The 13013-nt window shown below is 50.8% G+C and carries 8 protein-coding genes; 5 read left to right on the top strand and 3 right to left on the bottom strand.

The features are described 5' to 3' along the window. The first annotated feature begins 47 nt into the window (after positions 1-47). Complete coding sequence (locus ACO08I_RS03875; protein ID WP_421948547.1) at positions 48-1340, top strand: right-handed parallel beta-helix repeat-containing protein; 1293 nt, start codon at positions 48-50, stop codon at positions 1338-1340. Positions 1341-1343: 3 nt separating this feature from the next. Here ACO08I_RS03875 and ACO08I_RS03870 read toward each other — a convergent pair whose 3' ends face one another. Continuing rightward, positions 1344-2567 (bottom strand): Gfo/Idh/MocA family protein, encoded by a 1224-nt coding sequence (locus ACO08I_RS03870; RefSeq protein ID WP_421948546.1) that lies wholly within the window; start codon positions 2565-2567, stop codon positions 1344-1346. Positions 2568-2685: 118 nt separating this feature from the next. Here ACO08I_RS03870 and ACO08I_RS03865 point away from each other — a divergent pair, with 118 nt between their 5' ends. The 4 genes from ACO08I_RS03865 to ACO08I_RS03850 all read left to right on the top strand — a co-directional run bounded on the left by ACO08I_RS03865 (position 2686) and on the right by ACO08I_RS03850 (position 10847). Next, positions 2686-4080, top strand: coding sequence for a 3-keto-disaccharide hydrolase (locus ACO08I_RS03865; protein ID WP_421948545.1), 1395 nt, complete (start codon positions 2686-2688; stop codon positions 4078-4080). A gap of 201 nt (positions 4081-4281) precedes the next feature. Further along, on the top strand, positions 4282-9168 hold the full coding sequence (locus ACO08I_RS03860; protein WP_282784022.1) for a translocation/assembly module TamB domain-containing protein: 4887 nt from the start codon (positions 4282-4284) through the stop codon (positions 9166-9168). Between the two features lie 71 nt (positions 9169-9239). Continuing rightward, on the top strand, positions 9240-9479 hold the full coding sequence (locus tag ACO08I_RS03855; RefSeq protein ID WP_282784024.1) for a DUF7218 family protein: 240 nt from the start codon (positions 9240-9242) through the stop codon (positions 9477-9479). A gap of 6 nt (positions 9480-9485) precedes the next feature. After that, entirely contained in the window at positions 9486-10847 is a 1362-nt protein-coding gene (locus ACO08I_RS03850; RefSeq protein ID WP_282784026.1) for a deoxyribodipyrimidine photo-lyase, read from the top strand. Between the two features lies 1 nt (position 10848). Here the strand turns inward: ACO08I_RS03850 and ACO08I_RS03845 are convergent, their stop codons facing one another. Together ACO08I_RS03845 and ACO08I_RS03840 are read right to left on the bottom strand one after the other, a co-directional pair. Next, positions 10849-11601, bottom strand: a complete 753-nt coding sequence (locus tag ACO08I_RS03845; protein ID WP_421948544.1) for a GNAT family N-acetyltransferase — start codon at positions 11599-11601, stop codon at positions 10849-10851. A gap of 154 nt (positions 11602-11755) precedes the next feature. After that, on the bottom strand, positions 11756-12931 hold the full coding sequence (locus ACO08I_RS03840; protein ID WP_421948543.1) for a hypothetical protein: 1176 nt from the start codon (positions 12929-12931) through the stop codon (positions 11756-11758). Positions 12932-13013: the final 82 nt, after the last annotated feature.

Below are 13013 nucleotides of genomic sequence, written 5' to 3'. Positions count from 1 at the left end.
GTATACGGTGACAAAGACTCGTTTTGAGCCCCCTTGTTCAAAAAAATATGAGGCAGGCTTTTTTTCTCCTCTTTACGATGGTGGCTGGAACAGTACTGTATGGGCAGGCCTTTGGCGACCGGGGCTGGGCTTTTGATGCGGAACAGTATGATGCTCGTTTTCCAGATATGTGGCACTGGGCGCAGGCAGGAGTGCAATGCGGCATTCCTGGTCCGGATGATTTTTCGGTGGTAGACACATTAAGGTCGGGAGAGGATCTGCAGGATGCCATTGATAACGCTGCAGAGCAGGGGGGAGGCATCCTGCTGCTGCTGCCGGGGGTCTATCCAATTCATGAAACGCTCTACCTTAAAGACAGCATTATCCTAAGAGGGGCCAGCCGAAGTAAGGTGGTATTGAGCAATCAACTGCGAGGCCCGTTTTTTCCCAGTCCTTTTGATAATATCACGGGCATCCGCTTTCATAATATCCGTTGGGCAGGGCTTGAAAACCTGACGGTTAAGTATGAAGTTGTGGATTTTCAACCGGTGGATTATGATTATTTCGACTACCCCTGGCAGAAAAAGACGTTCCGAAATAACCCCGGGGAGGACTTTCAGTTGTACGTGACGCAGGTCACCTTTGACCATGCCCGGAATTCCTGGATACGGAATTGTCAAATTCTGGATTCAGGCACCGATCCGATTCTGGTGCTGGAATCGGAACATATCAGTATCACAAAAACCCGGGTGGACGGCGCCTACAACAAAGGAGGGCGTGGCAATGGCTACTTTAATATAGAGCAAAACAGTCGCTATGTACTTTTAGCGGAGGATACAGTCAGGGCTATCCGGCACCTGGCTATCCAAAGCGGCGCAAAGTATAATGTGCTCATTAGCAATTACCTTGAGGTGGACGTCAATTTCCACAACGGTGATGGTGGGCACAATCTGGTAGAGGGCAACATCATCCGCATACCCGAGTGGCATTCCTGGCATTGTTTTAGCCGGGGTGTTCCTAAGCATCATCGTCCCCCCGGACCAGGAAATCTGTTGCTCAACAACTATACGCAGTACAAAACCCGTATTCCCGGCAAACGCGATAAGATTACCGAGTATGGCGATTCCATCATCTACACTTCAGTTATTCCGGCAGATACGGTAGAAGCCTGGGGACAGCCTCATGTGGTTCACGAATACGGGCCTTTAGACCTTGAACAGATGAGCCACCGTCATCAGGTTTACGAGATGAATCCGTTTTGGGACGATCGAAAGTCGGTTTTGCCAGTTGAGGCAGCTCCGCCCCATGCGAAGACACTCTATCCTGTAATCTACCAGGGGGCGTCAGCAAGGTGCTGGTAACTTTTAACCCGGCCAGTCTACTGCTTTATTCTCCCGCATGGCATCAATTGCCATTCGCACACACTTGGCGGTTGTAGCACCGGTCCTGACGTTGGAAACGGGCTCACGGTTGTCGCGTATGCATTCGTAGAATTCCTGGAACGCATAGTGGGTGCCGCCCCAGCCTTCGGTCTTGTGCTCAAAGCGGATGGCGTATTTATCCTCTTTGGCGCGGTTGAGGGTGGCGCCGGAGACGCCGTCAACCATGCCTTTTTCTTTCTTATTGAGGGGCTCGAAGTAGATCCAGCCTTCGTCTATCCCCATTTCTATGGTGCCCTTGCTGCCCCTGAAAATCATCTGATACCCTTCGTGCGCATTGGAAGTCAGGGAAATACAGTTGACTTTCATGCCGTTCGGGTAGCTGAACATAGAATTGACGTTGTCAAACGTTTCCCTGCCGTCCTTCCAGTAGTCGATTCCGCCAAAACCAACGGCTTTTTCCGGGTGAGTGTCCAGTACCCAGTTGACAAAATCAATTTGGTGGGAGTGCAGCTCAGCCGTCAGCCCGCCGGAATACTCGGTATACATCCGCCAGTTGATCATGCGCTCGTATTTGGGTTTGGGCACCGGGCGCCGCCAGTCACCATTCCGGTTCCACTGAATGTAAACATTCGCGATATCGCCAATTTTGCCACTGCGGATGAGGTCGGCCACCCGGAAGTAAAGGGGGTGATAGCGGTATTGGTGCCCAACAAGGAAAACCTTGCCATTAGCCTCTACCTGCTCCACGAGCCGGTCTGCTTCAGACGTTTGGTAGGTCATGGTTTTTTCGCAGTAGACATGCTTGCCTGCCTGTGCAGCTGCCACAGCCATCTCATAATGCATAGACAGGGGCGTGGCAATCAGTACAGCGTCCACATTCGGGTCGTCCAGCAGCCTGCGGTAATCGGTATAAGCTTTAGCCTTTTGATCAGCATTTTCCATGGCGCTGTCCAGCCGGAAAGGCAGGATATCACAGCAGGCGACTGTTTTGAATTGCGGTATGCTGTTCAGTAGCCGGATAATCCCTCCGCCCCTTGCTCCGGTACCAATAACCCCGAGCTGTACGGTCTCGTTTTTGGAGAATGTGCCGGAGGCCATGCTTAGGGAGCCCAAGGTGAGCCCTGCTGTGGCCATGCTGCTTTTTCTGATGAAGTCTCGTCTATCCATTTGCTTCAAGTCTGTATCTTTGGTTACAATAGTAGGCATGGTTTGTCCTCTTTTGAAATCAGGGGCAGGAACAAAATACATCTAAGGAAAAGACCAAGTGTCCTGCGCTATGTTACCCTGACTGGTCTCAATTTGACCCTTAAACAACAAAATAATAATGAAAAACCGAATTCAATTACTGGCATTGTTTCTGATCGTAAGCGGCGGGCTGAGTGTTGCTCTGACGGCCCAATCTGACGAGGGTTGGCGGGATTTGTTTAATGGCAAAGACCTGAGCGGTTGGGAAAAACGTAATGGGTCTGCGTCGTACAAGGTACAGGACGGTGTGATTGTAGGGGTCACGGAAACCCAAACGCCGAACACTTTTCTGTGTACCAAAGAAATATTCAGCAATTTTATTCTGGAGCTGGAAATGTGGGGCGATGCAGCGATCAATTCCGGTATTCAGTTCCGTAGCAATAGCCTGCCGGAGTATAAAAACGGAAGAGTGCATGGCTATCAGGCAGAGGCTGATCCCAGTCAGCGGGCCTACAGCGGCGGGATTTACGACGAAGGGCGGCGTGGGTGGCTCTACCCGCTCAGCCTCAATCCGGAAGCCCGGACAGCCTATAAGTTGGGGCAGTGGAACAAGTACAGGATTGAAGCGGTGGGCAATGAACTCCGGGTGTGGATCAACGGAGTGAATACCGCTAATGTCGTGGACGACATGACGGCTTCCGGCTTCATCGGGCTGCAGGTGCATGGGATAGGGAATGACGAAGAAAAAGCCGGGCGGGAAATCCGCTGGCGCAATATCCGCATCAAAACGGACAACCTGGAAGCAGACCGCTGGCCAATGGCGCCGCACGCGATGGAGCTCAACTACGTTCCGAATTCCCTGACGCCATATGAAATCAGCAAAGGCTGGCGTATGCTTTGGGATGGCAAAACCAATGAGGGGTGGCGCAGTGCCCGGGCAGAGGACTTCCCCGAAAAAGGCTGGGAGATCAAGGAGGGCGTACTTACCGTTCTGGAGTCCGACGGTGGAGAGTCCACAAACGGCGGGGATATCATCACCCGCGATAAGTTCAGCAGTTTTGAACTGATGCTGGAGTTTAAAATCACAGAAGGGGCCAATAGCGGCATCAAATACTTCGTTGACCCGGAGCTCAACAAAGGGCCCGGTTCTTCCATAGGGCTGGAATACCAAATTTTGGATGACCAAAAGCACCCCGATGCCAAAAAAGGGGTAAAAGGCAACCGCACGCTGGCCTCCCTTTACGATCTGATCCCGGCTGGGAACCTTTCGGTAACAGGCCGGAATAAGCCGTTTCGTGGGGTTGGGGAATGGAATCAGGCCCGGTTGATTGTCAAAGAAAACCACATTGAGCACTGGCTGAATGGATTCAAGGTATTGGAGTACGAAAGGAATACGCCTATGTACCGGGCACTGGTAGCATACAGTAAGTATAAAGACTGGCCGGACTTTGGCGAGCTGCCTCAGGGGCATATCCTGCTACAGGACCATGGCAACCGGGTGTCTTTCCGGAGTATCAAAATCCGGGAGTTCTAATGGCATATAACGCCTGTTCAAGAGCTGGTCTGACCGCTCGCATTTAAGAGGGATGAAGCGACTAAAAAGGACAATCCGCAGCGTACAGTTGTCTGCGGTTTTTTTTAGGCATGGCTAACGTAGCCGGCCAAATATGCTAATTCTACGTTAAATCTGGCATTCAATCAATATATTCGCGGGATGTTTGGTTGAACGTAGTAGATGGAAGATCAAGGACAAAAGCAACCGCAGGAAGAACAGCCTCAGCCCCGCTCGTGGCTGCGACTGCTTTGGCTATGGGCCAGGCGCCTGACCGTAGGGCTTATCCTGTTCTTCCTAATCCTGTCAGGCGTGCTTCAAATCCCTGCTGTACAAAACTACCTGGCAGACCGGGTGACCACCGCGCTTAGCGACGCCATGAAAACTACGGTCTCCATCGACCGTCTGAATATCAAGTTTTTGGACCAGCTGGTGTTGGAGGACTTTTATGTGGAGGACCTGACGCCGGGCGATACGGCCATCTTCAGCAAATACCTGTACGCAGATTTCAGCCTCAATCCGCTCGTTTACCTGCGCCGGGGGCTGGTTATTGAAGACCTTGCCCTGGACAGCGCCACTGTTAATATCCGTAAGGCTGCAGATGATGACTACAACAACATGCAGGTGCTGCTGGGCCGCCTCTTCCCGCCGGATACCTCGTCTGCCACAGGCGAAAAGCGGCCCTTCTATCTGGATGTGCAAGGGCTGACCCTCAGTAAAATCCGTTTCCTGAAAGAAGACAAAGCGAGAGGGCAGGACATGGATATCTACCTTGCTGAAGGATCCGCTGTATTTGATGAGTTTTCCCTGCCCGACCGGACCCTGCATGCCGAATCCGTCATCCTTGAAGGCCCCTATTTTCGGGTTGATGAGTACGATTATGTCATTTGGCCTCAGGATACGATGAGCAGCAATACGCCAACTGCTGCCTCCCCCTTGCCCTTTTTCGCTACCATAGGCGAGTTTGTGCTGAAAGATGGTAAGTTTTCCCTGCATAACTGGCGTAATGATCCGGAAAACGACGGGCCTGTGGACGAGCTCAACTATCAGCACATGGATGTTTTTGATATTAATATCGGCATCAATGAATTCTCCTTTTGCTCCGATAGCCTTGATTTTTCCGGGCAGGTAGAGGAGTTCAACCTTCGGGATTTAAGCGGATTCGTGCTGGAAGACCTGACTGTAGGCAATGGCCGGGTCTGGAACAGGGGGCTCGAGCTTTATGACCTACAGTTGAAGACACCCTACAGTGATATCGGGGACACTTTGATTTTCAGATATGACACCTACGAGGCATTCAAGTCCTTTCCGGATGAGGTGGAAATGGAAGCCCATCTCAGCAATGCTTCCGTTACTTTGAAAGATATTATGACTTTTGCGCCCAAGCTTAAGTCCAACGCTTTCTTCTGGGATAACCGGGACCGTAAACTGTACATCGACGGGCTGATAGAAGGCACAGTCAATGACCTGGATGCTGAAGATATGTACCTGGCCCTGGAAAACCGGCGGCTGGTGGCGCAGGGAGATTTGAGGACCCGTGACCTTACCTACCCGGACTTCCGGACCATTAACTTCCAGCTGGACGAGCTGCGGACCAATATGACAGCACTTCGGCAACTATTTCCGAAGTTTCAGCCTCCGGAGGCCTTCGACCGTCTGGGGTGGCTTTACTTTACCGGCCGCTTTGATGTCCTGTTTTCCGATTATATTGCTTATGGAACGCTCAATTCAGCCCTTGGGCGGGCCGAAATGGATATGAAAGTCCGTAACCTGACTGGTAACCGCGCTGAGGCTTCCTACAGTGGAAGCTTGTCTCTCGTTGATTTTGACCTGGGCGGCTTCACCCAGAATCAGGACCTCGGGCTTGTGAATTTCTCATCCAGTGTGCGCAACGGTAAAGGGCTGACGGCAGAAACGGCGACCGCTGACCTCAGTGCCGAAGTGCAAAGTTTCATCTACAAAGGCTACAACTACACCAATGCCAATCTGACTGGGCTACTGAAAAAGAACCAATTCTCCGGTGACTTTCTGATTCAGGATGAGCATATCGACTTTTCGTTTAACGGGCAGGTAGATATGACGGATAGTGTGCCCCGGTTTAACTTTTTCGCATCGGTGAATCAGCTCTCGTTATTGCCGCTTAACCTTAGCCAAAAAGATATCAATTTATCCGGAGATGTCAGTCTCAACCTGCAAAACAGTACCTTATCTGAGCTGGAAGGCCGGGGGCGTATAAAGGGCGTGGAAATTCTGCACCGCAATCAGGATACCATTCAGGTGGATTCGGTGGTCTTTGTTTCTCTGTTTGAGCCCGGAGGGCGAAAACGGTTCAGCGTAGCCTCCGATTTGGTGAACGGCTACCTGCTTGGGCAGTTCGATGTACTGGATATCGGGCCTGCCCTTATGGATTACCTGGACCGGAACCATCACGGCTTCTTTGAGCGACTGGGCATGAAAAAGCCACGGAGGCAGCCAAAGGGGAATGAATTTATTTACGATTTTGATATTGTGGACACAAAAGGCGTCCTGGGATTGTTTGAGCCCAGGCTAGGCCCTCTGGAAGGGGTGGCACTGAACGGCTACTTCGACAATCAAAAAGACAGCATCACGGTGGAGCTGCGGGTACCCCGCTTCCGGTTCGGTAATATTGAATTGAATGATGCTGGTCTGTTCGCAAGGCTCGTGGACTCGGCAGGCTCCATCAATTTCAGGGTGGAAGAGCCGGTGCTGAATGATAAACGCCGGTTTGCCCCGGTTCATGTACTAGCTGACCTGGACCGCGACACCCTGGATATCGGTTTGGCCTATCAGGTAGAAGGTTTGTCTATGCTGGACAACCTTAATCTAAACGCGGAGCTCTACCTGCTGGACAGCCTGAACTACCAGTTGCGCTTCAAGCGTTCCAACCTGGTTTTGTTGCAAAAGTTATGGGAGATTGAACCGGATAATTACATCACTTTCCGTAAAGGTTATGTTACAACGGAGCATTTCCGTCTCAAAAATGAGGATCGGGTCATTCAGCTCCGGTCAAAAGGAGAGAAAGGGCTGCAACTGGCCTTGAGTAATTTCGACTTTTCTTTCATTGATGACATCTGGGAGTATGAAGAACTGGATTTCGGCGGGCCTTTCAATATGATAGCCGAAGTGGATAATATATTTAAGATGGAAGGGCTCAATGCTACTGTTATGGCAGATACCTTCCGGGTGAATGACGATGACTGGGGAGCCCTGCGCCTGGATGCGAATGCAGCTGGCCTCAAGAGCCGGTTTGAAGGCTATCTGGCAATTACCAAAGACACCTCGCAGCTCATTGCGGAGGGCTTTTTCAATCCGGAAGATACCCGCCGGGCACGCAGGGGAGGAGATAGCGAAAAAGCTCAATATTTTAGTATCGATCTTGATGTCACGAGTTTTCCGGTAAACATCGGAGAATACTGGCTGGAGGGCACTATCAAGAATACGGTGGGGTACTTCGATGCCAGTGCCAGTATTTTTGGCTTTCCCGGGGAGCCCCATATTGACGGAGAGATCAAAGTGCGTGATGGGGCGACTACCATAGATTTCCTGCAAACCCGCTACTACTTTGATGATGCCCGGATAGAGGCGAGAGACTTCCTTTTTGATGCCTCGGACGTTGTGGTCAAAGACAAGTACGGCAACACGGCTACCATTACCGGAGGCATTACCCATAGTTATCTAAAGGACCTGGGCATTAACGCTGAAATCAATACTGATCGTTTTCTGGCGCTCGATACAGACAAAGAGGACAATGACTTATTCTACGGGCATGCCCTGGGAGATGGAGAAGTCACCTTCAATGGACCGCTACGGAAAATAGACATTTACGTCAACGCCACGGTAGGAAAAGATACCCGCCTTGTGATCCCGGTGAGCTACGGTAGCAACGCTTCCGAGCTAAACTTTATCAACTTTAAGAAGCAGGAAGCAGAGGTGCCTTTGGACCAGCAAAGCAACACTGAGCTGAATGGCGTAAGCCTGGAGATGGATCTTAATATAACAGAAGAAGCGCAGGGCGAAATCATTTTTGATGAACAGGCCGGCGACATCATCAAGGGGACAGGGAGGGGCAATATCCGTATTTTGGTACCCCGAAACGGGGAGTTTGAAATGTTTGGAGATTACAATATCGAACAAGGAGAGTACCTCTTTACCCTGTACAACGTTGTTAACAAAGACTTTGACATCAATCGGGGCGGGGTGATCTCCTGGTCCGGTGATCCCTTCGAAGCCCAAATTCGGCTGGAGGCAGAATACGCTGGTTTGTCTACGCCGGTTGCCAATTTTATACAGGAATACCTTATTGATGCGCCCGATGACTTAAAGCAGGGCGCCAGTCAGCCCACAGAGGTGGAACTGACCATGGAGCTCCGGGGAGATTTGCTGCGCCCGATTATCAATTTCGATATTGATTTTCCAGAGCTGATCGGCGGGCTTAAGACGCTTACCGACAGTAAGCTCCGGATACTGAGGCAAGATCCCAATGAGTTGAACCGTCAGGTGTTCGGGCTGATTGTGGTGGGGCAGTTTTTACCTTCGGATATTGCTATACAGGGGGCTGATATCTTCTACAATACGGTGAGCGAATTCGTGTCCAATCAGTTGTCGCTCTTGCTTACAGAGTTGTTTTCTGAGTTTTTTGGAGAGCAAAGTGCGCTGTCCGGCATTGATTTCGACATCGCCTACAATCAGTATCAGGCCAACTTTGGCGAGAGCCAGGATTTCCGGCGGGGCGATGAGTTTCAGCTGAGGATGCGGCAGGAGTTTTTCAATGACCGGCTCTCTGTTCTGGTCGGTGGCAATGTTGATATTGGCAACAGTGCCCGTGTGCCGGATGCAAGTGGTACCTTTGTAGGCAATGACCTGGTCATTGAGTACGTCCTCAACCGGGACCGCACACTTAAGCTCCGCATTTATCAGCGCCTGGAACCCGATATTGGGGGGGGGAGCCGGCTAGAGGTAGGCACGGGACTGAGCTATCGGAAAGAATTTGACTCCTTTGGGGAATTCCTGCGCAGCTTCAAGCGGGCTGCCGGGAAAATCCGGGATTGATCCATTCAGGAGACCTTAGGCTGACTTTCTTTCGAACATGGGGTTCGGTTTTGCGCTTACAAAGAAAAAAGATGCCGAATCCTTCCATTAAGAATGAAGAACAGTATCAGGCCCTGAGAGACAAAGGCTACAGCAAGGAAAAAGCTGCTCGTATTGCCAACGCCAGCAACACGGGTAAAAAAGGCGGGCAGGCACCTCCCTACGAAGAACGGACGAAAGAAGAACTTTACCAAAAAGCTAAGGAGATCGGCATTGATGGCCGGTCTGATATGAATAAATCAGAGCTGATCAAAGCCCTGAGAAACCATTAGTAAGCTATGAAAAATATTCACCCCGACCGGGTTCACCTGCTGGGTGAGTCCTCCTGCCGTGATCAGGGGCAATACGTCCTCTACTGGATGAGCCTGAGTTTTCGCGCGCACTGGAATTATGCATTGGAATATGCTGTAGGCTTAGCTGAAGCAAGGGACAGCAAATTGATCGTCCTGATCAGCCTGGAGCCCCGGCAGGAACACTTCAATGCCCGCCACCTTACTTTCCTTCTGGAAAGCTTACCGGAAACAAAACAAGCCCTGGCTGACCGGGGAATAAAGTGCATCACGCAGGTAGCACCAATCGGGAAAAGCATAAAAGACCTGACTGCAGAGGCTTTCGCTATGGTGACAGACTGCCCTTATCTCAATGAGGACCGTGACCGGTTAGAGCGCGCTTTGAATGTCGCCCAGTGCCCGGTTACGCAAATTGAGGGGAACCTTATTGTACCGGTTGAAGCAGCTTCTGGCCACAGGGAGTACGCCGCCAGAACGCTTCGGCCTAAAGTGACGGATATCTACAACAACTACCTGGACAAACCTACCTCCAGCAAGCTACCCAAGTCGAGCCTGAATATGTCCCTCAAGGGAGAAAACATAAGCGAGCCTGAAAAACTGCTGCACCAAATAGAATTCGAGCAATCGGTCGCCCCGGTTGCTAAATATCATACAGGAGGGTTTTCGGCTGCAAAATCCCGGCTTGACCGTTTCCTGCACAATGACCTGGAAGCCTACGAGGATCAGCGGCAGTCCCCAACCCAGCCAGCAGTGACCCAGCTCAGTATGTACCTTTCGATGGGAATGATTGCACCAGCCTATGTTTTAAAGCGTATTGAAGCCTATCTTCCTTCAGAAAATGCGGAAGCCCTCAGAGAAGAACTGTTGGTCCGGCGGGAGCTGGCCCATAACTTTGTGCACTACACCGCCCGGTATGACCAGCTGAGTGCGCTGCCCGAATGGGCGCAGCAAACCCTGGATGAGCACGAAAGAGATCAGCGCCCTCATCGCTACACCCGCAGTGAGATGGAAGCCGGAGCCACCCATGACGACGCCTGGAATGCCTGTATGAACCGGATGAAAAAGTACGGCTACCTGCACAACCATATGCGCATGTACTGGGGCAAGCAGATTCTGGCTTGGTGCAATACTCCTGATTATGCCCATCAAACGCTTTTGTACTTCAACAACAAGTATTTTCTGGACGGGAACGACCCTAATAGTTATGCCAACGTGCTGTGGGTGTTTGGGCTGCACGACCGGGCATGGAAAGAACGCAAAGTATTTGGTAAGGTCCGGCCGATGAACCACAATGGCCTGCAGCGCAAAATAGATTTGAAAAGCTGGTTGAAGATGGACCCGGCCCGATAATTTACCGGGCAATTGGGCCCCAGAGCGTTTTACCGCAAATTTTCATTCCTGCCTTTAGCAAAGTTTCCCGGGATGCCGAATTGTCCGTTTGACACCGGGCAACGGGTAAATACCCCAAAAGATAGCAGGCTCTTTTTAATTCCTGGACAAAGTAGGTGCCAATGCCCCGGCCCTGATAGGAAGGAGCCACACTCATGTGGATATCTGCATAGGGGGGATTGTAGTGCATCAACAAGCCTCCTTCTGCTACTATTTTTTCATCCATCAATAGCAGGTAATCGCCTGGCGACTCCTTTAGCCAGGGGACGCGTTCAGTAGCCCGCCGCTTGCGGAAGAGGGCACCGGGCAGAAGGTGGTGCGTAACATGGTCATCGGACAAGAGCCAGAGTTCTCCTTCCAGCGTTTCAGCAAAAGCATGGGCTACTGCTGTCAGCAACGGTTCATTTGTCTGGCACTCTACAAACCGCGCATTGGTCTTTTCCATTAGTTTCCTGAAAAAATGAGCCGCGTGCTGCCGGTAGCCGGGGAGAAGGTAATACTCAAAGATAGTGTCCCGGTGCCCCAGCTCTTCCATGCCTTTCACTGCGGCGTAGCCTACCGGTTGATTTTCAATAATGAGGTGATAATAATCTGCCCAGCCCTGGTCATGACAAGCCTCATAGCATACCTGTGCATGCAGGCTTTCCAGAAATAGCCGTCGAAGGGGCAGAATAGCCTGGTATCGGGCAGCTTCAGCTTTAATGGTGAATGGCATATAGGGCGCTTCGGGTTATTGGGGCCAAATTAGTCGATTTTTTCGGATTTCAAAGGTATCACGCACTGAGCAAATAGTATCTGGCCATTGGAGATGATGAGCAAGAGGTAGCTAAAGAAGCGGGAATATGCTCAGATCATCCGTATTGACCGGGCTATAGATTTAAGATGGAGGCGAAATAAAACAGAGTCGCTGTGCCTGCACTTACAACAATTGTAAACCAGGAAACACCTTGCTTTTGCTGTATCAGAAGCAGCATAGCGGCATATTGTAGCGGTAGCATGTTCCGGGCAAAAGAGAAGGGGTCTTCATATATGGCTTTGGATAACAGCAATACAAATACCAGGTTGAAGAGAAAAATGAGCGTAACAGGCTGAAACAAGCTGCGTAGCCGGGTTTTCCAAAGCTCCAGGAGCCCTTCCAGCGAGATCAGCGCAATGGGCACAAATGTCCCCAACCAGAATAAGGGAAGCGGCAGAGCTTTGATATACCCTTGGGCTATTCCGGCAAAGGGCCAGTCAAAGTGTTTGAGCAGCGTGCCATCAGAAGGGGTGTGCCAGCCCAGAAAGGTGCTCCATCCTAAATAAGCCAAGAAGGGAAAGCTTAGAAGCATGATCCTCTCGTATTGTTTTTGCCGAAGGGCGCTCAACCCTATAGAAAAAGCACCCCCCAGTAAAATGAAAATAACCGTTTCCTTCGTGAGCATAGCGGCAGTGCCCATCAAGGCAAAAGCCCAAAATCTTTTTTTTACTACAAAGTAGAGGCTCAGTAACCCAAAGGCAACACCAAGGTGGTCGGAGAGGTCTCTGAAAAGGCATATCCATGTCCCAATAAAAGCAAGGGGCATCAGGCAATAGTAGGAGGGAGCCTTGAATAGCATGGTGAGCAGAAAACAGATGCCGATGGCTAGGCCAATACCAAGAATGTTGATGAGCACCAGCGCAAATGGCAGATACCCCCCCTGCCCAAATCCGTTTGCTGCCCAGGCAAGTAAGGGGTAGCCAATGCGCTTGGTACGCAGGACCGGATTATCTATTCTAATCCCGGAAGCAAAAGGCCGGTCCAATGAGTTTTCAGAAGGCGGATTGAAAGTAGCTGTAATCCTTTCAAAAGGGTGGAGTGCCAATGCATAGAAAAACTGGCCGTCGTAGCCGTCATGCGGATAGACCTTTACCTCTTCATTGAAGGCCACCTGCTCGATATTGTTATCGCTCAGAAGGATAAACGCGCTGAAGTCCCGGCCCGCAAAGTGCCAGTACACGGCAGTAAGCAGAATGGTGACCCATAAGCCGGCAAAAACCCAGCAGGAGCTTTTTTCCCGGTTGTGCATATTTTGGGTAAAAATAGGTTCAGTGGGTAAGATATTAAGAAATGTACATAAATAGCATCAGTTCCTATTGCTTTTGCAGGCC

The sequence above is a fragment of the Phaeodactylibacter xiamenensis genome (assembly GCF_965229835.1).
Classification (GTDB): domain Bacteria; phylum Bacteroidota; class Bacteroidia; order Chitinophagales; family Saprospiraceae; genus Phaeodactylibacter; species Phaeodactylibacter xiamenensis.
The sequence above is the reverse complement of the archived record's forward strand: the minus strand, read 5'-3'. Positions and strand labels throughout refer to the sequence as shown.